Annotated in this window: 24 protein-coding genes; 9 read left to right on the top strand and 15 right to left on the bottom strand. The window is 76.4% G+C overall.

The genetic code is table 11. The features are described 5' to 3' along the window. Positions 1–33 precede the first annotated feature (33 nt). From DQ238_RS10480 to DQ238_RS22760, 4 genes are all read left to right on the top strand, one after another. On the top strand, positions 34–501 hold the full coding sequence (locus DQ238_RS10480) for a hypothetical protein (RefSeq protein WP_113781266.1): 468 nt from the start codon (positions 34–36) through the stop codon (positions 499–501). A gap of 98 nt (positions 502–599) precedes the next feature. After that, positions 600–1,691: a flagellar biosynthesis protein FliA gene (locus tag DQ238_RS10475; RefSeq protein WP_113781224.1), complete on the top strand. Its 1,092-nt coding sequence runs from the start codon at positions 600–602 to the stop codon at positions 1,689–1,691. 217 nt (positions 1,692–1,908) lie between these two features. Then, the gene (locus DQ238_RS10470) at positions 1,909–2,256 is read left to right on the top strand and encodes a hypothetical protein (RefSeq protein WP_113781223.1); all 348 of its coding nucleotides are present in this window, start codon (positions 1,909–1,911) and stop codon (positions 2,254–2,256) included. Beyond that, complete coding sequence (locus tag DQ238_RS22760) at positions 2,253–3,011, top strand: hypothetical protein (RefSeq protein ID WP_158550756.1); 759 nt, start codon at positions 2,253–2,255, stop codon at positions 3,009–3,011. Before DQ238_RS10470 ends, DQ238_RS22760 begins: the two co-directional genes overlap by 4 nt. A 122-nt stretch (positions 3,012–3,133) precedes the next feature. Here the strand turns inward: DQ238_RS22760 and DQ238_RS10460 are convergent, their stop codons facing one another. The 4 genes from DQ238_RS10460 to DQ238_RS10445 all read right to left on the bottom strand — a co-directional run bounded on the left by DQ238_RS10460 (position 3,134) and on the right by DQ238_RS10445 (position 8,484). Further along, positions 3,134–5,161, bottom strand: coding sequence for an NlpC/P60 family protein (locus DQ238_RS10460; protein ID WP_113781222.1), 2,028 nt, complete (start codon positions 5,159–5,161; stop codon positions 3,134–3,136). A 115-nt stretch (positions 5,162–5,276) separates the two neighbouring features. Continuing rightward, positions 5,277–5,537, bottom strand: a complete 261-nt coding sequence (locus DQ238_RS10455) for a hypothetical protein (protein WP_113781221.1) — start codon at positions 5,535–5,537, stop codon at positions 5,277–5,279. 115 nt (positions 5,538–5,652) lie between these two features. Further along, entirely contained in the window at positions 5,653–6,969 is a 1,317-nt protein-coding gene (locus tag DQ238_RS10450; protein ID WP_113781220.1) for a citrate synthase, read from the bottom strand. A 90-nt stretch (positions 6,970–7,059) separates the two neighbouring features. After that, complete coding sequence (locus DQ238_RS10445) at positions 7,060–8,484, bottom strand: aspartate ammonia-lyase (protein WP_113781219.1); 1,425 nt, start codon at positions 8,482–8,484, stop codon at positions 7,060–7,062. 151 nt (positions 8,485–8,635) lie between these two features. On the opposite strand from DQ238_RS10445, the gene DQ238_RS10440 reads away from it, so the two are divergent. The 3 genes from DQ238_RS10440 to DQ238_RS10430 all read left to right on the top strand — a co-directional run bounded on the left by DQ238_RS10440 (position 8,636) and on the right by DQ238_RS10430 (position 11,103). Continuing rightward, a complete protein-coding gene (locus DQ238_RS10440) occupies positions 8,636–9,226 on the top strand; it encodes a hypothetical protein (RefSeq protein ID WP_113781218.1) in 591 nt (196 codons plus the stop codon). A 126-nt stretch (positions 9,227–9,352) separates the two neighbouring features. Then, positions 9,353–10,387, top strand: coding sequence for a hypothetical protein (locus DQ238_RS24225; RefSeq protein WP_113781217.1), 1,035 nt, complete (start codon positions 9,353–9,355; stop codon positions 10,385–10,387). A 59-nt stretch (positions 10,388–10,446) separates the two neighbouring features. Further along, entirely contained in the window at positions 10,447–11,103 is a 657-nt protein-coding gene (locus tag DQ238_RS10430; RefSeq protein ID WP_113781216.1) for a DUF1707 domain-containing protein, read from the top strand. Positions 11,104–11,142: 39 nt separating this feature from the next. Here DQ238_RS10430 and DQ238_RS10425 read toward each other — a convergent pair whose 3' ends face one another. Together DQ238_RS10425 and glpX are read right to left on the bottom strand one after the other, a co-directional pair. Continuing rightward, on the bottom strand, positions 11,143–11,736 hold the full coding sequence (locus DQ238_RS10425; RefSeq protein ID WP_147263044.1) for a hypothetical protein: 594 nt from the start codon (positions 11,734–11,736) through the stop codon (positions 11,143–11,145). Positions 11,737–11,846: 110 nt separating this feature from the next. Then, positions 11,847–12,905: a class II fructose-bisphosphatase gene (gene glpX, locus DQ238_RS10420; protein WP_199506259.1), complete on the bottom strand. Its 1,059-nt coding sequence runs from the start codon at positions 12,903–12,905 to the stop codon at positions 11,847–11,849. A 256-nt stretch (positions 12,906–13,161) separates the two neighbouring features. Between glpX and DQ238_RS10415 the strand changes: the two genes are divergently transcribed. Further along, positions 13,162–13,683, top strand: coding sequence for a DUF4245 domain-containing protein (locus tag DQ238_RS10415; RefSeq protein WP_113781214.1), 522 nt, complete (start codon positions 13,162–13,164; stop codon positions 13,681–13,683). Here DQ238_RS10415 and DQ238_RS10410 read toward each other — a convergent pair. The 3 genes from DQ238_RS10410 to DQ238_RS10400 all read right to left on the bottom strand — a co-directional run bounded on the left by DQ238_RS10410 (position 13,671) and on the right by DQ238_RS10400 (position 16,759). Beyond that, entirely contained in the window at positions 13,671–13,883 is a 213-nt protein-coding gene (locus DQ238_RS10410; protein WP_113781213.1) for an exodeoxyribonuclease VII small subunit, read from the bottom strand. The genes DQ238_RS10415 and DQ238_RS10410 overlap by 13 nt on opposite strands. Next, complete coding sequence (xseA, locus tag DQ238_RS10405; protein ID WP_113781212.1) at positions 13,880–15,100, bottom strand: exodeoxyribonuclease VII large subunit; 1,221 nt, start codon at positions 15,098–15,100, stop codon at positions 13,880–13,882. Before xseA ends, DQ238_RS10410 begins: the two co-directional genes overlap by 4 nt. Before the next feature lie 198 nt (positions 15,101–15,298). Then, complete coding sequence (locus tag DQ238_RS10400) at positions 15,299–16,759, bottom strand: hypothetical protein (protein WP_113781211.1); 1,461 nt, start codon at positions 16,757–16,759, stop codon at positions 15,299–15,301. Positions 16,760–16,880: 121 nt separating this feature from the next. Between DQ238_RS10400 and DQ238_RS10395 the strand changes: the two genes are divergently transcribed. Continuing rightward, positions 16,881–17,852: a 4-hydroxy-3-methylbut-2-enyl diphosphate reductase gene (locus DQ238_RS10395; RefSeq protein ID WP_113781210.1), complete on the top strand. Its 972-nt coding sequence runs from the start codon at positions 16,881–16,883 to the stop codon at positions 17,850–17,852. 149 nt (positions 17,853–18,001) lie between these two features. Here DQ238_RS10395 and DQ238_RS10390 read toward each other — a convergent pair whose 3' ends face one another. From DQ238_RS10390 to DQ238_RS10365, 6 genes are all read right to left on the bottom strand, one after another. After that, a complete protein-coding gene (locus tag DQ238_RS10390; RefSeq protein ID WP_113781209.1) occupies positions 18,002–18,823 on the bottom strand; it encodes a DUF6542 domain-containing protein in 822 nt (273 codons plus the stop codon). A gap of 218 nt (positions 18,824–19,041) precedes the next feature. Continuing rightward, entirely contained in the window at positions 19,042–20,130 is a 1,089-nt protein-coding gene (locus DQ238_RS10385; RefSeq protein ID WP_113781208.1) for a DNA recombination protein RmuC, read from the bottom strand. Between the two features lie 141 nt (positions 20,131–20,271). Further along, positions 20,272–20,793: a methylated-DNA--[protein]-cysteine S-methyltransferase gene (locus DQ238_RS10380; RefSeq protein WP_113781207.1), complete on the bottom strand. Its 522-nt coding sequence runs from the start codon at positions 20,791–20,793 to the stop codon at positions 20,272–20,274. After that, on the bottom strand, positions 20,790–22,301 hold the full coding sequence (locus DQ238_RS10375) for a DNA-3-methyladenine glycosylase 2 family protein (protein WP_113781206.1): 1,512 nt from the start codon (positions 22,299–22,301) through the stop codon (positions 20,790–20,792). Before DQ238_RS10375 ends, DQ238_RS10380 begins: the two co-directional genes overlap by 4 nt. A gap of 61 nt (positions 22,302–22,362) precedes the next feature. Continuing rightward, positions 22,363–22,665, bottom strand: coding sequence for a helix-turn-helix transcriptional regulator (locus tag DQ238_RS10370; protein WP_113781205.1), 303 nt, complete (start codon positions 22,663–22,665; stop codon positions 22,363–22,365). 9 nt (positions 22,666–22,674) lie between these two features. Next, positions 22,675–23,418, bottom strand: coding sequence for a PIG-L deacetylase family protein (locus DQ238_RS10365; protein WP_113781204.1), 744 nt, complete (start codon positions 23,416–23,418; stop codon positions 22,675–22,677). Positions 23,419–23,422: the final 4 nt, after the last annotated feature.

Below are 23,422 nucleotides of genomic sequence, written 5' to 3'. Positions count from 1 at the left end.
TTGCCCCCACGCACGTCACAGGGGGCAATCATGATGCGACAGAGCACAGTCACTTGGTCCGACGAGGAGACCGCGACGGACAGCGGCCCGGCCGCGGAGTCCGACACCGTCGTCGTCCACGTCCAGCTGCGGCCCCGCCGCGGGTCGACGCGGCGGTGCCTGGCGGCCCTCGCCGAGCTGGCCGGTCTGCACCCCGCGGTGGCGTTCGCCCTCACCGGGCTGGCCAAGGACGACCGGGTCGTGCGCGTGACCGTCGGCGTCGAGCTCGGTCCGCGGGCCGCCGTGGCCCGCTTCTCGCCGCAGGCCCAGGCCGCGTACTCCTTCGTCAGCGCGCTCTTCACGACGCTCTACGACCACCTGCCCGTCTACACGACCGAGCCGGGCAGCGCCGAGCGCGCCGCCGCCGCCGACCTGGTCGCCCGGCTGGAGCAGGGGGCAGCGACGCCCACCGTCGTGCCGGCGCCGCGCCCGTCCTCGCCGGTCGAGCAGATCCCGGCCTGATAAAGGACCCCCCTGCCCCCCGCCCCTCGCAGGCTCGCGGCGGGACCCTGCAGGGGGGCCGCCGTCCTCCCTGCCCCCACCGTCGTCCAGGAGTCCCGGTGTCCCGTCCTGCTCCCTCCGCCGATCCCGCCGCCGGCCGCGGCCGCGCTCCGCTGGTGTTCGGCGGCATCCCCGAGGCCGAGGGCTTCGCCCTCGCGCCGATCACCCCCCGCGACCGGGTGCACTTCCGCGTCGACCGGGAGCTGCCGCTCGACGAGTTCCACCGCGACCTGCCCGACGGCGTCGCGGTCAGCTACGACCAGGGTGAGGGCCTCTACCGGGTGGACGGCGCCTGTGGGACCGCCCAGGTGCTGGCCGACTGGGTGCGGGCCTGGTGCGCCGGCCGGAGCACCGCGACCGTCGGCCTGCGGGCCGAGACCGACGTCCGCCGCCGGGCGCCGCGCGACCTGCCGCCGGCCTACCTCGACGCGCTGTGCCGGCACTACCTGCCGGTCAGCCTCAAGCGGCTGCAGCGCAACGCGAGCACGCTGCGGCTGCACGTGCCCGACCCCGACGACCTCACCCAGCAGGTCAGCGAGTGGATCCTCAAGGCGGTCGGGCAGTACGACGAGACCAAGGGGGTGCCCTTCGGGGCCTTCCTCGCCACCCAGCTGTCCAAGTGGGTGCACGACCTGGGCCGCAGCGCGCACGGTCGCACCGCCGCGGACACGGAGAACAAGCAGCAGAAGGCGATCGCGGCCTTCCTCGCCGAGCACCAGCGCAAGCCGAGCGAGAAGGAGCTGGCCGCCTACATGGGGCAGAGCGTGGCGACGCTGCGCCGCAACTCGCAGACGGTGGCCACGCTCAACGGGCTGCGCAACCTGCAGTCCCTGGACGGCGGGCCGGACGCCACCGAGATCATGCTCCCGGACGCCGCCGAGGCGCCGGACGAGATCATGGGCGAGGCGGAGCAGACGCTGCTGTCGCACGCGCTGACCGCCGCCTGCGCGCCGGACCCGGATGCGCGGCGCGACCAGCGGGCCGGCCAGCCCAACGTCCTCGGCTGGGCGACCTGGTACCTCACCACGTGGGGTGGGCGGACGAAGACGCAGCTGTCGGCCGATCTGGGCACGTCGGTGCGCAACATGAACGTGCACGCCGACCGGGTGGAGACAGCGCTGCGGCAGCGGCTGACCGAGCTGGCCGACTGATTCTCTGCACGCTGACTCTCTGCACGTGGCTCGGCACCCCGCACGGCGTTCGACGGGGAGACGGCGCGGACCCGGCCGCCGGACCGCGGCGGTCCACCGGTGGAAAGGCGGACGGGACGGGTCGATCGCGGTGCGGACCTGCCGATACCTCAAGCGTGGTGAAGGACAGCACGGGGCCGCGCTCGACCCGCGGGACCGTGCCGGCGGGGATCGCCCGGTGAGCGCGCTGGCCGCGGGCGGTTCCGTCCCCGACGTCCTGGTGCCGCGCTGGCTGACCGCCGACGACCGCGAGCAGCTGGCCGCCGTCGTCCGGGACGCGCTCGCGGACACCACCGTCGTGCACCCGGTCACCGCGGTGCACCTCTCCGACGTGCTCACCGAGCTGTCCGTGGCCGCGGCCCGCGACGCCGTCTGGCCCCGGGCGGCCGCGCGGGTGCGCCGGGTGACCGGCTGGGGCGCCGACGTGCTGCCGGTGCGGCTGTCGGCCCGCGAGCTGGCCAGCGTGCTCACCCTGCCGGCGCTGCCGCCGGGGCTGCGCACCGCGCTCGACAGGGGGCTGCGGTGAGCTCGCCCGGACTCGCGGGGCTCGGTCTGCTCCAGCGGCTGCGGCCGCGGCCGGTCACCGTGGCCGACCTGCGGCGGGCCGCGGAGGAGGTGCTGCCCGCGCTGGCCACCGACCGGCTGCGGCTGGCCGTGGTCGAGGACCGGGCCGACGGTCCGGTCCTCGTCGCCGAGGAGGCGGAGCGCCGTCTGCGGGTACCGCTGCGCGAGCTGGCCGAGGACATGACCGACGCCCGCGTGGGCGCCACCCCAGGGCAGGTCGCCGTTGCGCTGACGGCCTGGGTGGCGGATCGCCCGGTGTGCGACGCCGATGCCGAGGACGCCGGCATCGCCGTCCTGGACTGGACCGACCGGACGCAGACCGCCGTCGGCTGGCGGGTCGTCGTCCGCAGGGGCGGCCGGGCGCTGCCGTGGACGCCGTCCCCTGCCGTCGACCGTCGCGCCGCGGAGCGGATCCGGACGGCCGCCGCCGGGCGGGCCGCGGCGCTCGACGGGAACCTGCGGGTGGAGGGCCCGGTGGCGCTGTGGTCGCACCCCGAGGTGCCGCTGCTCGCCTCCGCGGTGCTGGTGGCCCCGCGGAGGCTGCTCGACCGCATCGCCGCGGCCGGTCTCGAGGTGAGCGACCTGCACGTCGTCGTCACCCCGCACTCGCCGTTGGCCTGCGCCGACGCCGGCGTCGCCGTCCGCCTGGCGGGGGAGTCCGGCGAGGCGTGCCAGCGGCTGCCGTGGGGACGGTTCCCGCGTCTGCCCTGGATCTGACCCGCCGCACCGATGATCAGGTCAGCTCACCCTCGAGCGTCCTGGCTCACCGTCGACCGTGAGCCAGGAGGCTCGACGACCAGGTGAGCTGATCACGGCCGGCAGCGCGGACACGATCCACCTCACGCGAGCCGGCCGAACTCCCAGTGCCACGGTTCGGGCTTCTCGCCGCCGGGGCGGGCCCAGTCCGGCTGGACGAAGCCGAACCGCCCGGCGTTGGCCGCCATCCAGGCCGACTGCGGGGTGCCGGCCACGTTGACCCCGCCGCACAGGTCGACCGCCAGCGCCCAGCCGTGGTTCGACGTCCCCGGGACCGCGGCGAGGGCGGGCTTGGTCCTGGCGGCGGTCACCTGCGCGTCGAGGGAGCGGTAGGAGTCGGTGATGCACAGGGGCGTGTCGAAGGCGGCCTCGAAGGCGTCGGCCAGCGCGGTGTACCCGGCTGCGGCGTCGCAGCGCAGCGCGTGGCCACGGGCGATGGGGCACAGCGCCGTCGACGGGATCGTGCCGTTGGCCCAGCCGCCCCAGGCCGGGCTCACCGGGCCCACCGGTGGCGGCGGTGCCCCGCAGGCACCCCGCCCGGCGGTCCCGGCCGGCAGCGCGGCGTTGGGCTGCGCCGGGGCGGGCAGGGTGACCCGCACCGCGCCGACGACGTCCGCCATCGGTCGGACGCCGACCTGGTAGCCGGCCGCCGACGCCGCGACCACCTGTCCCTCTCCGAGGTAGATGCCCACGTCGGCGCCGCCGTCGGCGAAGACCAGGTCACCGATCTGCAGCTGGGACAGCGGGACGGCGGCGCCGCCGGCCCACTGGTCGCCGGACGCGGCCGGCAGCGCGTAGCCCGCCAGCAACCACGACGTGGCCGTCAGGCCGCCGCAGTCGTAGGCGTCGGGACCGACCCCGCCGGGCACGTACGGCAGACCGAGCTGGGCGAGGGCGGAGCTGACCGCGGCGACGGTCTCGGCCGGCAGCACCGTCACCGGCCGGTTCCCGGCGACGGCCCACGCGACGCCCGGGATCGGCTGGCCGGCGCCGTCCAGCGCGGGCGACAGGCCCGCCGGGAGGTGCGCGGGGTCGGCCAGCGCGGCCGCGGGCGGCGACTCGATGCCCGCGGCGGCGAGGACCCCGAGGAACTCCTGCCAGCGCCGCAGCGCCTGCTGGTTGCTCTCCTGCTGCCCGGCGGCGGCCGAGCCGGTGCCCAGGGCGGCCAGCTGGGCGGCGACGTCCGTGCGCAGCCCGTCGACCTCGGTCCGCATCCCCTCGAGGACGTCGGCGGCCTGCTGCTCCACGGCGGCGACGGCGGCCTCGGCGACCGCCACGCGCCGGGTGGCCAGCGTCAGGTCGGCGACGGCGCGGTCGGCGCGGGCGACGCTGGTCTCCAGCTCGCCGTCGGCCCGGTCGGCCAGCGCTGCCCGGTGGAGGACGTCGGCGGTGGACGACGGGTCCTGCACGCTCAGCCCGAGCAGGGGGGCGCGCTCCTCGGCGGACGTCCGGTACAGCGCCCCGGCGCGTGCGCCCACCGTCGCCCGTTCGGCCCGGACCCGCTCCTGCGCGGCCTGCTCGGCCTCCCGCGCGGTCTGCAGCTCGGCCCGCCGCGCGGCGAGGTCCTGCTGCAGCCGACGGTGCCGGGCCGCCCCGTCGACCAGGGTGCTGCGCGCGGCCAGGGCCAGGCCGGTCACGTCGGAGGGCTCGGCGGTGGTCCCGGGCGCCTGCGTGCCGGGGGCCAGCAGCCCGGCCACCACCGGCAGCACGAGACCGACCGCGGCCAGGGACAGCCGCAGCCGCCAGCGCCGGCCGTCCGCGGCGGGCAGCCGCAGCCGGCTCTGCCGCCTGCGGACCGGTGGGCGCCGGCGTGTCCGGGTCGGCCGCCGGGCGCTCGCCGGACGGCGACCCGGTGCGGGTCGGCGACCGGGGGCACGGGGGGTCGCGGCGGCCCGGGCCTCCAGCAGGGCGCGCAGCGCCTGCGCCTGCGCAGGGGTGAGCGGGGGCCGCGGGGCGGTGCTCCGGGCGGGGGTGCCGGCCGGGCGGGCGGCCTGCCGGGGGGTGGCCTGCCGGGGGGCGGTCCGGCGAGCGGCCGGCGGCCGGGCGGCCGGACGGGTGGCTGACTGTCGCGGGACGCCGCCGGAGGGAGCCGTCGTGCGGGGTGCTGGCACCGTGGGTCCCCCGGGTGGTCTCGTCGTCCGTGGCCGGCTCCGGGTGGTGCGGCGGAGCGCTCAGCCGTCGTATCGACGGGGTGGGGGAGTCCCCGGAGTGAGCCCGGGGACGGCGTCACCCTTCCGGGTGGGGGTGATCGGCAGGTGACACCCGATCGGCGGACGGATCGTCCGCAGGCGGGGTGCGCTCGGCCGGTGGCCACCAGCCGCCGTGGTGGTGCTCGAGCGGGATGCGCAGCTCTGCGCCGTCCTCGGTGGCGACGACGAGCTCGACGCGGGCGACCCGGCGTCCGGTGCCCTCGACGCGGACCACGTCGCCCGTGGCCAGCGGCACGGGCGGCAGGACCAGGTCGTCCCCGGCGGAGGACTCGGCCATGGGGCTCCCTGACGGTGCGGCTGCGGATCGGTCCGGCGGCGACCATGGTGCCGAGAGACGCCGAGGTCCCCTCGTCCGGGGCGGACGACGGGACCTCGGCGGAGGAGGTCCTCGCTCAGCGGTCGGTCATCTCCACGAACGTCCGCTCGGTCTCGCCCGTGTACACCTGCCGGGGCCGGCCGATCTTGGTCGCCGGGTCGGCCATCATCTCCCGCCACTGGGCGATCCAGCCGGGCAGCCGGCCCAGGGCGAACAGCACGGTGAACATCCGCGTCGGGAAGCCCATCGCCCGGTAGATCAGCCCGGTGTAGAAGTCGACGTTCGGGTAGAGCTTGCGCTCGACGAAGTAATCGTCGGAGAGCGCGATCTCCTCCAGCTGGCGGGCCAGGTCGAGCAGTTCGTTGTCGCCGCCGAGCTTGTCGAGCACGCTGTCGGCGGTCTGCTTCACGATCGCCGCGCGCGGGTCGTAGTTCTTGTAGACCCGGTGCCCGAAACCCATGAGCTTGACGCCGGGCTCCTTCTTCTTCACCCGCTCGACGAACGCCGGGATGTCGCCGCCCTCGGCCTGGATCGACTCGAGCATCTCCAGCACCGACTGGTTCGCGCCGCCGTGCAACGGGCCGAACAGCGCGTTGATGCCGGCCGACACCGAGGCGAACAGGTTGGCGTGCGAGGAGCCGACCAGCCGCACCGTCGACGTCGAGCAGTTCTGCTCGTGGTCGGCGTGCAGCACGAAGAGCATGTCCAGCGCGCGGACGAACTCGGGGTCGACCTGGTAGGGCTCGGCCGGGAAGCCGAAGGTCATCCGCAGGAAGTTCTCGATCAGCCCGCAGGAGTTGTCCGGGTAGAGGAACGGCTGACCGACCGACTTCTTGTACGCGTAGGCGGCGATCGTGGGCAGCTTGGCCAGCAGCCGGACCGTCGAGATCTCGACGTGCTGGGGGTCGAACGGGTCCAGCGAGTCCTGGTAGAAGGTCGACAGCGCGCTGACCGCCGAGGACAGCACCGGCATCGGGTGCGCGTCGCGGGGGAAGCCGTTGAAGAACTGCTTGAGGTCCTCGTGCAGCAGGGTGTGCCGGCGCAACCGCTGGTCGAACTCGGCCAGCTGCGCAGCCGTCGGCAGCTCGCCGTAGATCAGCAGGTAGCTGACCTCGATGAAGCTCGCCCGCTCCGCGAGCTGGTCGATCGGGTAGCCGCGGTAGCGCAGGATCCCGGCGTCACCGTCGATGTAGGTGATCGCCGAGGTGCACGAGGCGGTGTTGACGAAGCCGACGTCGAGGGTGACCCGACCGGTCGTGGCCAACAGCTTGCTCGTGTCCAGGCCGTCGGCGCCCTCCGTGGCCGGGACCACGGGCAGGGGCAGTTCTCCACCGGGGTAGCGCAGGGACACGTCGGGGTCGCCGGCGGTGGGTGCGCTCGCTGTCTCGCTCATCAGCTGTGGACGCTACGCGGCTACCGGGGGTAGGAGGAGCCACGCCGCTCCGGCGGGGTGGATCCGCGGGCCGGCCCACCCCGCCGAGGGTCACGGGTGGGTCATCGAGAGGACGTCGAGGGCCTCGTCGAGCTGCTCCTCGGTCAGCTCGCCGCGCTCCACGTACCCCCTCTCCAGCACCACCTGGCGGATGGTCTTCTGCTCGGCCAGCGACTGCTTGGCCACCTTCGCCGCCTCCTCGTAGCCGATGTACTTGTTCAGCGGCGTCACGATCGACGGGGAGGACTCGGCCAGCTCGCGCAGCCGCTCGACGTTGGCGGTGATCCCGTCCACGCACCGGTCGGCCAGCAGCCGGCTGACGGTGGCCAGCAGGCGGATCGACTCCAGCACGTTGCGCGCCATCAGCGGCAGCGTCACGTTGAGCTCGAAGTTGCCCGTGGTGCCGGCGAAGGTCACCGCGGCGTCGTTGCCGATCACCTGGGCGGCCACCTGGATGGTCGCCTCCGGGATCACCGGGTTGACCTTGCCGGGCATGATCGAGCTGCCCGGCTGCAGGTCGGGCAGGTTGATCTCGCCGAGGCCGGTGCGCGGGCCCGAGCCCATCCAGCGCAGGTCGTTGGCGATCTTCACCAGGCTGACGGCGATCGTCTTCAGCTGGCCCGAGGCCTCCACCAGACCGTCCCGCGAGCTCTGCGCCTCGAAGTGGTCGCGCGCCTCGGTCAGGGGCAGGTCCAGCTCGGCGGCGAGCCGCTCGATGATCGCCGCGGCGAACCCGGGCGGGGTGTTGATGCCGGTGCCCACCGCGGTGCCGCCCAGGGGCAGCTCGCCGATCCGCGGCAGCGACGCCTGCAGCCGCTCGATGCCGTAGCGCACCGCCGCGGCGTAGCCGCCGAACTCCTGGCCCAGGGTGACCGGGGTGGCGTCCATGAGGTGGGTGCGGCCGCTCTTGACGACCTCGGCGAACTCGGCGGCCTTGCGCTCCAGCGCCGCCGCCAGGTGGTCCAGCGCGGGGACGAGGTCGCGCACGATCGCCCGGGTCGCGGCCACGTGGACAGCCGACGGGAAGACGTCGTTCGACGACTGCGAGGCGTTGACGTGGTCGTTCGGGTGCACCGGCGCGCCGAGGGCCTCGGTGGCGAGGGAGGCGATCACCTCGTTGGTGTTCATGTTGCTCGACGTCCCGGAGCCGGTCTGGAAGACGTCGATGGGGAAGTGCTCGTCCCACCGCCCGCTGACCACCTCGGCGGCCGCGGACCCGATGGCCGCGGCGGTCTCCTGCGGCAGGACGCCGAGCGAGGCGTTGACGGCGGCCGCGGCGCCCTTGATGGCGGCCAGGGCGCCGATCAGCTCGCGCTCGATGGGGGTGCCGGAGATGGGGAAGTTCTCGACGGCGCGCTGGGTCTGCGCCCGCCACTTGGCCCAGGCGGGGACCCGCACCTCGCCCATCGAGTCGTGCTCGATGCGGTGGTCCTGCCCTGCGCCGTCCTGCGGTGCGGCGGTGTTCTCGGGGGGCATGCTGCAGCTCCCGGTGTGGTGTGTGGTGACAGTGCTCCGACAGCGACCCTAGATGCCGGGGAGGTCCCGGCCCGGACCGCTCCGTCGTGGGAACGGCCCGGGCCGCGGCGGCGGCCCTAGCGTGCGGCGACCACCGAACCGAGGAGGACGCGTGTCCGAGCCGCAGCCGTCCGGCGCCGCAGCACCACCCCCCGTCGCGCCCGGCTGGGCGCCGCCCGCCACCGAGTGGGTGGCCGAGGTCCCGACCTGGACGCCGGCCACCGCGTGGGCGCAGCCCGCCGCGGCTCCCGCGCCGCAGCCGGCCGGCGGGCGCGGCGAGAGCCGGGTGGTGGCGGCGCTGGTCGCCGCGGCGGTGCTCGCCGCCGGGGTCCTGGTGTCCGCCCTCGTCGCCGCCCTCGTCCTGGCCGGTCGGGCCGAGGACCTCGGCCGTGGGATCGGCAGCGGGCTCGGCGCCGAGCTGGGGCAGGCCGTGGACGAGCAGGTGGGTGGGCTCCTCGGCCCCGAGGGCTGGTCGGCCGACCCGCCCGGGCCGGCCGAGCAGTCCGAGCCCGTCCCGCCGGGCACCCTGGGCACCGACCCCGCCCTCGACGGCTACGCCCGGGACTGCTTCGCCGGCGACCTCGACGCCTGCGACCGGCTGTACCTCGAGTCGGCACCGTTCTCCGAGTACGAGCGTTACGGCAGCACCTGCGGTGGCCGCGTCAAGCCGTACGCCGTGGCCCTGTGCACCGAGCTGGAGTGACCGCGGCTGGAGTGACCGCGCCGCGGCCCGGCCGGCCTGCTCCGGCGACCGGGCCGGTGTGCCTGGTCGCGGCCGCGGGGCGCCTCTAGCATCCGGGCGCAGGCACCCGGCCTTCGAGGAGCCCCGATGTCCCAGCCCCCGTACCGGCCGCAGGGCGGCGAGGACCCCGCGGGCCGGCGGTCCGGACACCGGACGGGGGATCGGGCGCGGCCCGGCGGGCGGGACGACGAGACGCAGCCGGTCGGTCCGTCCACCCCCGGGCAGACGGGCGGGCCGGACGAGGGGACGACGCAGGTGGTCCACCCCCGCCAACCTCTCCCGCCGCCGACCGGTGGCGACCGCCAGGAGACCCGCCAGTTCGGCGAGTCGCCGTTCGCCGGGCAGCCCGGATACGGGCAGCCGCCGCCGTACGGGCCGCCGCCGTACGGTCAGCCGCCGTACGGAGCACCGGGCCCGGGCCAGCCGGCCCCGTACGGCCAGGCCCCGTACCACCCGTCCCCGTACGGGCAGCCGCCGTACGCCTCGTCCCCGTACGGGCTCCCGGGCACCGGCCAGCCGCCGCCGTACGGGCAGCCGTACTCGGCGCCACCGCCGTGGGGTCAGCCGCAGTACGGAGCACCGCCGTACGGGCCGCCGCCGTACGGCCCGCCCGGTACCGCGGGCAGGCGTCGGCGCGCCACCGTGGTCGCGGTCGCCGTCGTCGGACTGCTCCTGCTCGCCGCGGCCGGCGCCGGCCTGTTCCTCCTGGTCCGCGCCGGCCGTGAGCCGGGGCCGGGTGCCGGGGCCGGTGCGACCTCCACCGCCCGGACGTCGGCCTCGGCCTCACCGTCCCCGTCGACCTCCCCATCCACCTCGGCACCCACCTCGGCACCCACCTCGGCACCCACCTCGTCGTCGACCTCGCCGTCCCCGTCGTCCTCGTCCCCCGGCGACGGCGGCGTCCCGGCCGGGCTGCCCCCGGGCAGCCCGGCACCGACCGGCGGCGCCCCGGACGTGCAGGCCCTGGCCGACGGCTGCCAGCGGGGCGTCGTGGCGCTGTGCGACCTGCTGACGGTGACCGTGCGCGACGATGCGTCGCTGCAGGAGTACGGCCGGTACGGGCAGACCTGCGGCGGGCGCAACGAGCCGGTCGGCTCCTGCGCCTCGCGCTACGGCGGCTGACCGCCCGGCCGGGGCCTCGCGTCGTCCGCCGCGGCCGCTCCCGCGGCTACGGTCGGGCGGTGGACCCCGACGCTCCCGAACCCCCGCCGGCCGTCCGCGCCTCGGACGCCGACCGCGAGGCCGTCGTCACCCGGCTGCAGAAGGCCGTCGCCGAGGGCCGGATCGACCTGCACGAGCTCGGGGAGCGGGTGGAGGCCGCCTACGCCGCCGTCACCCTCACCGACCTCGACGCGCTCGTGGCCGACCTGCCCCCCGACGCTCCGCCCCCGGTGGAGATCGTCGGCACGCGGACGCCGGAGACCGTCACGTCCGTCTTCGGCGACGTCAAGCTGGAGGGCACGGCGGACGTGCCCCGCAACGCCTCCACCGTCTTCGGCGACGTGCGGCTGGACCTGCGCGGCCTGCGCACCGACGCCGACCGGGTCGACCTGGTGCTGGGCACCGTCTTCGGCGACGTCGACGTGATCGTCGCCGAGGGGGTGCACGCCGAGCTGCACGGCTGGACGGTGTTCGGCGACCGCAGGACGGAGCTCGCCCCCGTGCCGCGGCTGGCGGGGACCCCGCGGGTCGTCGTCCGCGCACGGACGGTCTTCGGCGACCTCAAGCTGCGCAGCCTGGCCCCCGGTGAGTCGCCGAGCCGGTGGCGGGCGATCATGGACCGTCTCGCGCAGCGGCACCTGCCGCCACCACCCCTGCCGCCTCGCCCGGGCGGTTGACCAGAGGGCGGGACGACGGTCAGGGGGTCGGTCAGGCGGTCAGTCGGAGTGGCGCCACCAGCCCCAGCCGGAGCCGTTCTGCACGGCGTCCGAGATCCGGCCGGGGAGGTCGGCGAGGATGTCGTCGGCACGCGACTGCGACAGGTCGCCGTCGGCGACCGCCTGGTTGATCTTGTCCCGCGCCGCGTTGGTCAGGGCGTCGACGAGGGTCTGCGTGGGCACGCCCTGCTGCGCGGCGACGTCGGCGAGGCTGGTGCCGTCCTTGGAGAGGGCATCGGCCAGCTGGTCGCTCGTCATGCCGAGAGCGTCGGCGGCCGTGTCCAACCCGAACCGCCAGGGGCCGCCGTCCCCGCCGCCGCGCCACCCGCCGTGGCCGAGGGCGTCGGAGTCGTCGAGCGTGCTGGCGACCTTGTCGGCCTGCTCCTGGGTGAGCGTCCCGTCGTCGACCAGGCCGCCGAGCGCCTCGACGATGGCGTCGTGCCGGCTGCTGGCGTCGCTGCTGTCCGAGCTCTCACTGCCCGAGCTCGTCGTGGGGGTCGCCGACGGCGATGGGTCGGCGAGCGCCACGCCGACGCCGGTGAGCGTCAGCGCGCCCGCGGCACCCACGGCCGCGACGAGTGTCCTCTTCCGCATGGTGTCTCTCCCTAGCCGTCCTCGCGCCGGCCGGTGCCGGGCGTCGCAGCCCAGGGTGGACCACCCACCTGTGGTCCAGCTGTGAGTTCCGTGGCCGTCCGCGGACGAGGTCAGCCGTCGGCGTCGGAGCGGTCGAACGCGACGGCCGAGTAGGCGCGCAGCTTCTGCAGCGAGTGCAGGCTCTCGATCGAGCGGATCGTCCCCGAGCGCGAGCGCATGACCAGCGACTGGGTGGTGCACCCGCCGGCGCGGTACTGCACGCCGCGCAGCAGCTCGCCGTCGGTGATGCCGGTGGCGACGAAGAAGACGTCGCCGCGGACGAGGTCGTCGATGTGCAGCACCCGGTCGAGGTCGTGGCCGGCGTCGACGGCCTTCTGCCGCTCGTCGTCGTCCTTGGGCCACAGCCGGCCCTGCAGCGCACCGCCCATGCACTTGAGAGCGCAGGCGGCGATGATGCCCTCCGGGGTGCCGCCGATGCCCAGCAGCAGGTCGACGCCGGTGCCCTCGCGCGCGGCGGCGATCGCGCCGGCGACGTCGCCGTCGGTGATGAACTTGATCCGGGCGCCCGCCTCGCGGACCTCCTGCACCAGCTGCTCGTGCCGGGGGCGGTCGAGGATGCAGACGGTGACGTCCTCGGCCGAGCTCTGCTTGGCCCGGGCGACCCGGCGGACGTTCTCGGCGACCGGGGCGGTGATGTCGACGACGTCGGCCGCGGCCGGGCCGGTGGCCAGCTTCTCCATGTAGAAGACCGCCGACGGGTCGTACATCGCGCCGCGGTCGGCGACCGCCATGACGGCGATGGCGTTGGGCATGCCCTTGGCCATGAGGGTGGTGCCGTCGATCGGGTCGACCGCGACGTCGCACTCCGGGCCCTGGCCGTCGCCCACCTGCTCGCCGTTGTAGAGCATGGGCGCCTCGTCCTTCTCGCCCTCGCCGATGACGACGACGCCCTTCATGCTCACCGTGCCGATGAGCGCCCGCATCGCGTCGACCGCGGCGCCGTCACCGCCGTTCTTGTCCCCGCGACCCACCCAGCGACCGGCGGCCATCGCCGCCGCCTCGGTGACCCGCACCAGCTCCAGGGCCAGGTTGCGGTCGGGCGCGGGGCGGTCGGAACGGAAGCTGCTCCGGCCTCGGGTCGCGGGGCCGTCGGGGAGGGGCAGGGACACGCGGACCTCCTGGTGCAAGGACCCCGGCCCCCGTGCAGGGTCCCGCCGCGAGCGTGCGAGCGGCGGGGCAAGGGGGTCCTCACCCCACCCTTCGCGAGCTCAGGGCGGGGTCCGGGACGGGGCCGTGGGCGGCGGGGTGGGGGGACGGTCCTGCCATCCTAGAGGGGTGACCGGAGCCGGCCCCGCGAGTCAGCCTCCCCAGGACACGGTGCCCCCGGCCGCAGGGCCCTCACCCGCGGTCGTGCGTGCCCACCGGATGAGCGCGACCAACATGATCCGGTCGCTGGCCCCGCTGGTGCTCATCTGCCTGGGGCTGGTCGGCTGGATGGCGGCCAAGAACTCCGGCGTGGACCCGGTCCGCGAGGTCGACCCCGCCAGCACCGTGCAGCTGGCCGCCGCCCGCGCCGGGTACCCCGTGGTCGTCCCGGCCGGCCTGCCGGAGGGGTACCGGCCGACCAGCGCCCGCACCGACGCGGGCACCGCCGGGGCCGGTGACCCGGTCACCCTGGAGATCGGCTACCTGACCCCGTCGGAGGAGTTCGCCGGCTTCGCGGTCAGCGACGACGCCCGGGCTCCCGCGGTCACCGCCGTCCTCGACGACGCCCGGCAGCAGGGCACCGTCGACCTCGGCGGGCAGACCTGGACCCGCTCGACCACCGGGCGCGGTGAGACCGTGCTGTGGCGGGAGGACGCCGGGGTCACCGTGCTGGTGACCGGCTCGGCCGGCGAGGGCGAGCTGGAGACCGTGGCGGCGGCGGTGCGGCCCTACTCGGGCTGATCGCCCGGGGTGGCCGCGGCGAGCCGCTCGCGGGCCCGGTCCAGCCAGTGCCGGCACAGCTCGGCCAGCTGCTCCCCGCGCTCCCAGAGGGCGAGGGACTCCTCCAGGGTCAGCCCGCCGGCCTCCAGTCGACGGACGACGTCGGCGAGCTCCTCGCGGGCCTGCTCGAAGGTGGTCGCCGGCTCGGTCGGCTCGCTCATGGCTGGACATCCTCCCTGTCGACGCGCACCGGTAGCCGGCCACCCACGACCCGCACCGACAGCCGCTCGCCGTCGGCCACCGCGCCCGGGTCACGGACGAGGGCGCCGTCGGCCCGCTGGACGACGGCGTAGCCGCGCTGCAGCGTCGCCGCGGGGGAGAGGGCGGCCACCCGCGCCCGGGCGTGCTCGAGGTCGCGCTCGGCGCTCTCCACCCGGTGGGTGAGGCTGCGCCGGGCGCGCTGGCGCAGCTGCTGCACGTCGTCCGACCGGCCCTCCAGCAGCCGCTGGGGCGAGGCCAGCACCGGCCGGCTGCGCAGGCTCTCCAGCCAGCGCTCCTGCTGCTCGATGCGGGAGGCCAGCACGTGCCCGGCGCGGGCGCGCAGCCCGTCGACCAGCCGCCGCTGCTCGCCGATCTCGGGGACCACCCGGTGCGCGGCGTCGGTCGGCGTGGCGGCCCGGACGTCGGCGGCGTGGTCGACCAGCGTGGTGTCGGTCTCGTGGCCGACGGCGGTGACCACCGGGGTGCGGCAGGCGGCGACGGCCCGCACCAGGCCCTCGTCGGAGAAGGGCAGCAGGTCCTCCACCGACCCGCCACCGCGGGCGACGACGATGACCTCGACTGTCGGGTCGGCGTCCAGCCGGTGCAGCCCGTCGATCACCGATGCGGCGGCGCTGGACCCCTGCACGAGGCTGTGGTGGACGGCGAACCGCACGGCGGGCCACCGGCGGCGGGCGGTGACCAGGACGTCGCGCTCGGCGGCGCTGTCCCGGCCGGTGACCACCCCGACCACGGCCGGGGCGAACGGCAGCGGCCTCTTGCGGGCGGCGTCGAACAACCCCTCGGCGGCCAGCAGCCGACGGATCCGCTCGATCCGCGCCAGGAGCTCACCGATCCCGACGGCGCGGATCTCGGTGGCCCGCAGCGAGAAGGAGCCGCGGGCGACGTAGTAGTCCGGCCGCGCCCGCACGACCACGCGAGCGCCCTCGGCGAGCTCCAGGCCCGGGCGGGCGGCGACGTCGCGGGCGCAGGTGACCGGGACCGACAGGTCGGCGGCCGGGTCGCGCAGGGTGAGGAAGACCGTCGCCGTCCCCCGCCGGGAGATCTGGGCGACCTGCCCCTCCACCCACACCTCGCCCAGCCGGCCGATCCACTCGGCGACCTTGCGGGCCACCGTGCGGACCGGCCAGGGGGCTTCCGGAGTGGAAGGGGCGGTCATGCCCCCGAGCGTGCCAAACAGGACCGACGCACTGCCGTAGGTCGGGTGGTGTCGCGGGTCCGACCGTGCCCGGCCCCCTACCCCCCGGCCCCATACCGGGTCCCGCCCCGAGCCTGCGCGGGGTGGGGAGGACGGGGTCCTTCTGCCTGCACGGGGCCGGAGCCTCGGGACGGGGCCGTGGGGCAGGGGGATCCTCGTTCAGAGGCCGCGCGGGGCCAGCGGGCTGGCCTCCACCGCCTGCCGCTCCAGCTTCTCCAGCCGGTTGCGCAGCATGCGCAGGTACGGCTCGCGGGCCCGGGTGGCCTCCTCGTAGGCGAGGAGGTCCTGCACGGTCGAGAGCTGGTACCCGCGCAGCCGGCCGCGCAGCTGGGCGATGGTGAAGGAGTCGTACCCGGCGACCGGGGCGGCGCCGGCGGCCTCGGCCCCGGTGGTCTCCGCGGTCTGCTCGCCGGTGTCCTGCTCGCCGGTGTCCTGCTCGCCGGTGTCCTCGGCGGTCACGGCGGCGACCGCGGTGCCGCCCTCGTCGATGGCCACGGCGTCCGGGCCCGGGGTCGTGTCGGCCGGGGCCGTGTCCTCGTTCGGGGCCGTGTCCTCGTCGGGGGCCGTGTCCTCCCCCGCACCCAGCGCGTCGTCCACCTGCGCGCCGGCGGCGGTGACGACCTCGTCGCCCCGGCCGGTGGCGTCGCGGTCGTCGGTGACCGGCGCGGCGTCGGCCGCCGACACGTCGGCGGAGGGGCGGACCTCTGCATCGCTGATCCCGCTGCCGATCGCCTCGTCGACCCCGGTGTCCTGCCGCTCGGCCTGGGCCGGGGCGCCGGCGACCGCGTCGTCGGCGGTGGGCTCGACCGCGGCCTCGGGGGCGGCGATCCCCTCGTCGGTCACCGTGGCCTCGACGGTCGCGACCTCGCCGTCAGGGGTGAGGACGTCGACATCGGTGCCGACGTCGGGCGCCCCCGCCGCCTCGCCGACCGGCGAGCCGCCCGGGTCGCTGGGAGCCGGCGCCGCCGCCACGTCGTCCTCGGTGATCGGGGCCGGCGGCAGGGTCGGGCTCTCAGCGATCAGGTCGGTGTCGACGGTGTCGGTGTCGGCCGTGCCCCCGTCCACCAGCGCGGTGTCGGGTGCGCCGTCGGCCTCCAGCAGGGCGGTCTCCAGCGCGTCCTCGGTGGTCAGGCCGGGCTCGGCGAGGGCGAGCTCGGCGGCCACCACCTCGTCGGTGATGTCCTGCAGCGCTTCGACGACCTCCTCCGGCGCCGGGTCCTGCGGCAGGCCGGAGACCTCGTCGTCGATGAGCAGCGCGACCTCCTCGGCGATCAGCTCCTCGGCGAGCTCCTCGGCGATCTCCTCCTCGACGATCTCCTCGTCCGGCACCGCCTCGGTCGCGCGGTCGAAGGCCGAGGTGCGCGCCGCGTCGGCCGGCGCGGCGGCCGGGAGCTCCTCGTCGAAGGTGGCCAGGCCGGGCTCGTCCTCACCGCGCAGGCCGGTGAACAGCTCGTCCCCGCGGGCGACCAGCCCGGCATAGTGCTGCTGCAGCCTCATGGTGGCCTGCATGGCCAAGCCGACGACGCGCACCGGCAGGCTCGGCAGCCGGCGGGCCTCGTCGAGGAAGGTGGCGGCCAGGCCGGCGAGGGCGCGGACGGCCTGAGGGATCTCACGCGACATGCGCCCACCCTGCCCCAGAACGCCGCCTCCGACACCCCGTCGCGGACGGCCTCCCCGCAGGGGCCCGCTGCGAGCTTGCGGGTGGCGGGGGGCGGGGAGGTCCTTTCTCTACCATGGGGGCATGGCTGATCAGCGCGGGCGCGTCCTGCTGGCCGATCCCCGAGGCTACTGCGCCGGCGTGGACCGAGCGGTGGTCGCGGTCGAGCGGGCGCTGGAGGTCCACGGGGCACCGGTGTACGTCCGCAAGCAGATCGTCCACAACAAGCACGTGGTGGTCACCCTCGAGCGGCGCGGCGCGGTCTTCGTCGACGAGACCGACGAGGTGCCCGAGGGCTCGGTCGTCGTCTTCAGCGCCCACGGCGTCTCCCCGACGGTGCACGCCGAGGCCGCGGCCCGACAGCTCCGGACCATCGACGCCACCTGCCCGCTGGTGAGCAAGGTGCACTCCGAGGCCAAGCGGTTCGCCAAGGACGACTACGACATCCTCCTCATCGGCCACCGCGGCCACGAGGAGGTCGAGGGCACCTCCGGCGAGGCTCCGGAGCGCATCCAGCTGGTCGACGGCGCCGAGGACGTCGAGCGGGTGCAGGTGCGCGACCCGGAGAAGGTCGTGTGGCTGTCGCAGACCACGCTGTCGGTCGACGAGACGCTGGCGACCGTCGAGCGGCTGAAGACGCGGTTCCCCGGGCTGCAGTCCCCGCCCAGCGACGACATCTGCTACGCCACGCAGAACCGGCAGCAGGCCGTGAAGCAGATGGCCGGCGAGTGCGACCTGGTGGTCGTCGTCGGCTCGACCAACTCGTCGAACTCGGTGCGGCTGGTCGAGGTGGCGCTGGAGGCCGGCGCCCGGGCCGCGCACCTGGTCGACAACGCCTTCGAGATCGACCCGGCCTGGCTCGACGGGGTGGGCACCGTCGGGGTCACCAGCGGGGCCTCGGTGCCCGAGGTGCTGGTCGGTGAGGTGCTCGACTGGCTGGCCGAGCGCGGCTACCGCGACGTCGAGACGGTCAAGGCCGCCGAGGAGAAGTTGGTCTTCGCGCTGCCGCACGAGCTGCGCACCCGCCGCACCGAGCCCGCGACCGGCCCGACCTGATCCGCCGTCGCCCCCTCCGACGATCATGGAGTCCGGGGAGCGACACGCCGCCTCCCCCCAGCGTGTCGCCACCGCAACTCCATGATCGTCGTGCTGGGTGCTGGGTGCTGGGCGCTGGGTCCCCGGCGCCGCGCCGAGGAGAGGGCAGGTCAGCGGCGGGCGGCCCAGCGGACCAGCGCGACCACGACGCCGACGCCGGTGGCGATCGCCATCGTCGGGAAGCCGCGGATGAGCAGGGTGGCGATCGTCGCCACGTTGAGGGAGGCCGACGGCGCCAGCGCCGAGTTGAGCACGGCGACCGCGACGAAGACCAGGGGCGGGGCGACGACGGGCGTGAGCAGGTCGCGGCGGCGGACCAGCAGCGTGCCCGCGGCGGTGGCCCCGGTCAGCGTGACCAGCGTGAACAGCCCGAGGCCGATCCCGAGCCAGGAGTCGAGCGCCGCACCGGCCAGGGTCAGCAGGAAGATCCCGAGGACGGCGACCGCGCCGCGCAGCCGGCTGCCGCGCTCCGGCGCCGAGGTGACCCGGGTGGCGCCCCGGCGCACGGGCGGACGGGGGCCGCGGCCGCGTCCGTCGAGGTCGGTGCGCTCCCGCGGGCGCTCCGGTCGGTCGCGGTCGGCCGGGTGGGCACGGTCGGCCCGGCGACCGCTGCGGATCGGACGGCCGGGCTCCACCGGGCGGCTGTGCTGGAGGGGGCGGCCGGGCTCGACCGGCCGGGAGGGGCCGGCGGCCGCGGGGCGCGGTTGCGCGGCACCGCGGCGGTCGTCGTCCGGACCGCGGCCGGCGCGGGCCAGCTGTTCGGGGAACGGCGGCAGGTCGGAGGCCCGCCGCCCGGCCGGAGGCGGCACCGGCGGCCGGCCGATGCGGGCAACCGGGTCGGCCGCACCGGGACGGGGAGCCCACGACCCGGGGTGCCGCTGCGCGCGTGCTGGGGACCCCCGCCAGGTGTCGGCCGTGCTCGCCGAGGCCATGGCGCACCTCCCGTCCTCGCGTCGTGGGCCGCACGGGGAGGCCCCTGTCGACGGCAACGGTAGCGACGGACCCTGTGCCCGCGGGGGAGGACGCCACCGACGCGTGCTGTGCAGAACTGCCAAAACGAGCACGTCGTGCGCACACCCTGCGGGGGAGCCGAGGCCCCTGGGACGCAGCGGTGCGGACGCGACGTCGGGGGTGCGCCGACCGCCGGCGGTCAACCGGTGGTGCCGTCGCGGTCCTCGGCGGCGGCCGGCGGCTGGTCGCCGAGCGCCGGGAGCTCGGCCGGGCGCAGGGTGCGCACGGTGGCCTCCACCGGCGGTGGGGCCGGCACCGGCGACTCGGCCACGCCGAGGTCGTCGAAGCGGCGGGCGGCGACGAGCACCGAGCCCTCGTAGGAGCCGACGGTCTCGTTGTAGCGGGTCAGCGTCGAGGCCAGCGCCGAGCCCAGCCGGGTGAGGTGGCCGGACAGCGTGGTCAGCCGGGCGTGCAGCCGGCGGCCGGCCTCGAGCACCTGGTCGGCGTCGCGGGCCAGCCGCTCCTGCCGCCAGGAGTAGGCCACGGTGCGCAGCAGGGCCAGCAGCGTGCTGGGCGTGGCCAGCACGACGTCGCGCGCGAAGCCGTACTCCAGCAGGCCCGGCTCGGCCTCCAGCGCCGTGGTGAGGAACCCGTCGGAGGGGACGAACAGCACGGTGAACGGCGCCGCGGGGCGGAACGCCGTGGGGTAGCGGCGCACGGCGAGGGCGTCGACGTGGGTGCGCAGCTGCCGGGCGTGCGCGGCGACCCGCTCGGTGCGCACCGCGGCGTCCTCGGCCTGCACCGCCTCGATGTAGCCGGTGAAGGGCACCTTCGCGTCCACGACGACCTGGCGGCCGTCGGCGAGGGTGACCACCAGGTCGGGGCGGACGCCGGCGCCGACGTCGTTGGTGGCGCTGGGCTGCTCGACGAAGTCGCAGTGCTCGAGCAGTCCGGCCACCTCGACCACCCGGCGCAGCTGCACCTCGCCCCAGCGGCCCCGCACGTGCGGGGTCCGCAGCGCGGTCACCAGCGCGGCTGTCTCCCGGCGGAGCAGGGACGACGCCTGGCCCACGGTGCCCATCTGCTCGCGCAGCTCGCCGTGCGCGGTGGCCCGGTCCCGCTCCATGCCGGCCAGCAGGCGGTGCAGGTGGTCGAGTGACTCGTGCACCGGCTCCAGGGCGTCGGCGGCCGGCCGGCGCCGGGAGACCAGCGCGACGACGCCGAGGGTGACCGCGGTGGCCAGCAGCGCGCCGACGGCCAGACCGGTGAGCAGCGAAGCGGCGTCCACGACCGGCGAGCCTGCCGCACGGTCCCGACAGTTCGGCGGAGGCGGGGCGGGCGGTCGCGGTGTCGGACGCGGGGGCATGGGAAGCGATACCTGCGTTCAGGGCCGCAAGACGCACGTATCGCTTCCCATGCCCTGGGCGGGTCAGACGGGGACCGCCGCGTGCGCCGCCTCGTGGTCGAGCAGCCAGCGCTTGACCGGCGTCCCCCAGCGGAACCCGCCCAGGCCGCCGTCGGAGCCGAGCACCCGGTGGCAGGGGACGAACAGCGCCGCGGCGTTGCGCGCGCAGGCGTTGGCCGCCGCCCGCACCGCCGCCGGGCGGCCGCAGCGCGCCGCGAAGGCGGCGTAGGTGTCCGGCGCGCCGGCCGGCACGGTGCGCAGCACCTCCCAGGCCTCCTCGAGGAACGGGCCGGACCGCTGCCGCACCGCCACGCGGTCGACGGCCGCGACGTCACCGCTGAGGAAGGCCTCGACAGCGTCGAGGACGGGCAGGCGATCGACCTGCTCCACCCGGGTGGGCCGAAGCGACCGGTGGACGACGGGCACCAGCTCGGCGACGTCGGCGGTCCAGCCGCTGGCGAGGACGACGTCGTCCGGGCCGGTGACCACGGTGAACGGCCCGGGCGGGGTGGCGACGGTGGCGGAGCGGGCGGGCGGCGGGGTCATGAGGCGCTCCTGTCAGAGGGGGGACGGCAGGTGGTTGCGGTGGGTGGGCGGGTGAACAGACGAGGCGCGGCCAGCGCCCACAGGTGCAGGACGGCGTAGGACCGCCAGGGCCGCCAGCGGGTGGCGGCGTCGGCGTCGGAGCTGCCCAGGGCGGCCAGTGCCCGGCGCAGCGCGAGGTCGCCGGGCAGCCACACGTCGGGGTCGGCCAGCCCGCGCAGCGCGACGAGGGCGGCGGTCCACGGGCCGATCCCGGGGACGGCGAGCAGCGCCCGGCCGGCCTCCTCGCGGTCGGCGCCGGGGTCGAGCGACACCGAGCCGTCTGCGAGCGCGGCGGCGAGCGCGTGCACCGTGCGCCGGCGGGTGCCGGTGAGCCCGACGGCGGTGAGGTCGGCCTCGGCGAGGGCGGCCGGCCGCGGGAAGACGCAGGTCAGCGTGCCGACCGGCTCGGGCAGCGGCGTGCCCGCGGCGCGCACCAGGCGGGCGGTGAGCGTCCGGGCCCCGGCGAGGGAGACCTGCTGGCCGATGACGGCGCGGACGGCGAGCTCGTCGGCGTCGGGGGAGGCGGGCACCCGCCGGCCGGGCGCGCCGGCCACCAGCCCGGCCAGCGCCGGGTCGGCGCCGAGGACGTCGTCGACCGCGACCGGGTCGGCGTCGAGGTCGAGCAGCCGACGGCAGCGGGCCACCGCCACGCCGAGGTCGCGCAGCGCCGTCAGCTTGAGCCGGGCGATGACCGCGGCGCCGCCGTCCGCAGCGGGGGAGAGCCGGACGACGCCGGGCCCGTGCGGCAGGTCGAGGACGCGGGAGAACGTCGTCCCGTCCCACTCCTCCAGGCCGGGGACGGCGTGCGCGCCGAGGAAGAGCAGCACCTCGTCCGCCGCGAAGGGAGCGCGGACGGCCAGCCGCAGGGTCAGCCAGCCCGGGACGCCGCCTGCGTGCAGGCCGTGCACCAGGCGGCGCAGCTCGGTGGGGGTGAGGGCGAAGACCTCGCGCACGGTGTCGTTGAACTGCCGGATGCTGGCGAACCCGGCGGCGAAGGCGATGTCGGTCATCGACAGGTCGGTGGTCTCGATCAGCAGCCGCGCGGTCTCGGCGCGCTGGGCGCGGGCCAGGGCCAGCGGGCCGACGCCGAGCTCGGCGGTCAGCAGCCGGTGCAGCTGGCGTTCGGAGTAGCCGAGCCGGGCGGCCAGCCCGGGGACGCCGGAGCGCTCCACCTCGCCGTCGGCGATGAGCCGCATGGCGCGGGCGACGACGTCGGCGCGGACGTCCCACTCGGGCGAGCCGGGGACGGCGTCGGGCCGGCAGCGGCGGCAGGCGCGATACCCGGCGCCCTGCGCGGCGGCCGCGGTGGAGAAGAAGGTGACGTTGCGGGCCAGGGGCGTGCGGGCCGGGCAGGAGGGGCGGCAGTAGATGCCGGTCGTGGCCACGGCGGTGACGAACCAGCCGTCGAAGCGGGCGTCGCGGCTGGCGACCGCGCGGTAGCAGCGCTCGGGCTCCAGCAGCCGGTCCATGCAGCGAGCATGACAGCCGCGGCGGGTGGGGACCGGCGGTTTTCGGACGCGGCCGTCGCGATCAGGCGGGCCGGCCGTCGTCGCGGACGATGCGCAGGTGCGGGCGGGTGTGGACGTCGGCGCGGTCGTCCGCGACCAGCGGCAGCCCGACCGCCCGGCGCACCCGGTTCTCCGGCACGTCGAGGGCCCGGGCGAGGGCCTGGGCCAGCCGCTCGCTGACCAGCCGGGGGTGCCGGCCGTGCGCGATGCGGGCGATCGTCTCCGGCGCGACCGCCCAGGACGCCCGGCGCGACGCCTGCTCGGCGCTCACGCCGAGTTCCAGCAGACGCCGCTGCACCAGCCGCTGCAGGTCCTCGTCGGCCACCCCGAGAGGCTAGGACGACGCCGGCGCCGCGGCACCCCCTGCGGCCGTGGTCCGGTCGAGGACGGCGCGCACCCGGTTCCCGCCCAGCAGCACCTCGGGCAGGCCGGCCAGCACCGTGCGCATGGCCGCGACCCCGCCGAACTGGAAGCCGAGCTGCGTGGCGTAGCAGGCGCAGGCCTCCGCGCGCCGGTCGAGGTCCTGCGGCAGCCGCACTTCACCCAGCCCGCCGGGCAGGTCGGGGCCGGGCAGCGCGGCCGGGTCGCGCAGCACGTAGGGGCTGTCGCGCCACCACAGCACCGGCCGGTCGAGCACGGCGACCGCCCGCAGCACCTGCAGGTGGTCGACGTGACCGCCGAGCGCCTGCGGCGCCAGCCACAGGTCGGCGTCCTCGCCGGCCAGCCGCCCGGCCAGCACCCGCCACACGTCGTCGCCCGGGTGGACGCCGGCGAACAGGTCGGCGGCGCTGGTGTAGCCGCGGTGCGGCGCCTCGGGCAGGCCCAGGTGCACCGGCGTCGCGCCGAGCACGGCCATCGCCGCGGCGTCCTCGGCGCGGCGCAGGGCCAGGTAGTCGACGTCGGCGGGCAGCCCCTTGTCCAGCTGGCAGGCCAGCGCGAAGCCGGACGGGTCGGGCACGCTCGCGGTGAAGCAGGTGAGCACGCTGACCTCGTGGCCGGCCGCGGCCAGCGCCGCCAGGGTGCCGCCGGCGGAGAACGCGGCGTCGTCGAGGTGCGGGCTGACCGCGATGACACGCATCGGG

It is taken from the genome of Geodermatophilus sp. TF02-6 (assembly GCF_003319115.1).
Taxonomy (GTDB): domain Bacteria; phylum Actinomycetota; class Actinomycetes; order Mycobacteriales; family Geodermatophilaceae; genus Geodermatophilus.
This window is presented reverse-complemented; position numbering and strand designations above follow the sequence as displayed.

Coding starts and splice junctions, on each gene's coding strand:
- DQ238_RS10480 (WP_113781266.1), top strand. CDS start 34: ATGCGACAGAGCACAGTCACTTGGTCCGACGAGGAGACCGCGACGGAC.
- DQ238_RS10455 (WP_113781221.1), bottom strand. CDS start 5,537: ATGGCCGAGTCCTCCGCCGGGGACGACCTGGTCCTGCCGCCCGTGCCG.
- DQ238_RS10450 (WP_113781220.1), bottom strand. CDS start 6,969: ATGAGCGAGACAGCGAGCGCACCCACCGCCGGCGACCCCGACGTGTCC.
- DQ238_RS10445 (WP_113781219.1), bottom strand. CDS start 8,484: ATGCCCCCCGAGAACACCGCCGCACCGCAGGACGGCGCAGGGCAGGAC.
- DQ238_RS24225 (WP_113781217.1), top strand. CDS start 9,353: ATGTCCCAGCCCCCGTACCGGCCGCAGGGCGGCGAGGACCCCGCGGGC.
- DQ238_RS10425 (WP_147263044.1), bottom strand. CDS start 11,736: ATGCGGAAGAGGACACTCGTCGCGGCCGTGGGTGCCGCGGGCGCGCTG.
- DQ238_RS10415 (WP_113781214.1), top strand. CDS start 13,162: ATGAGCGCGACCAACATGATCCGGTCGCTGGCCCCGCTGGTGCTCATC.
- DQ238_RS10410 (WP_113781213.1), bottom strand. CDS start 13,883: ATGAGCGAGCCGACCGAGCCGGCGACCACCTTCGAGCAGGCCCGCGAG.
- xseA (WP_113781212.1), bottom strand. CDS start 15,100: ATGACCGCCCCTTCCACTCCGGAAGCCCCCTGGCCGGTCCGCACGGTG.
- DQ238_RS10400 (WP_113781211.1), bottom strand. CDS start 16,759: ATGTCGCGTGAGATCCCTCAGGCCGTCCGCGCCCTCGCCGGCCTGGCC.
- DQ238_RS10395 (WP_113781210.1), top strand. CDS start 16,881: ATGGCTGATCAGCGCGGGCGCGTCCTGCTGGCCGATCCCCGAGGCTAC.
- DQ238_RS10390 (WP_113781209.1), bottom strand. CDS start 18,823: ATGGCCTCGGCGAGCACGGCCGACACCTGGCGGGGGTCCCCAGCACGC.
- DQ238_RS10380 (WP_113781207.1), bottom strand. CDS start 20,793: ATGACCCCGCCGCCCGCCCGCTCCGCCACCGTCGCCACCCCGCCCGGG.
- DQ238_RS10375 (WP_113781206.1), bottom strand. CDS start 22,301: ATGGACCGGCTGCTGGAGCCCGAGCGCTGCTACCGCGCGGTCGCCAGC.
- DQ238_RS10365 (WP_113781204.1), bottom strand. CDS start 23,418: ATGCGTGTCATCGCGGTCAGCCCGCACCTCGACGACGCCGCGTTCTCC.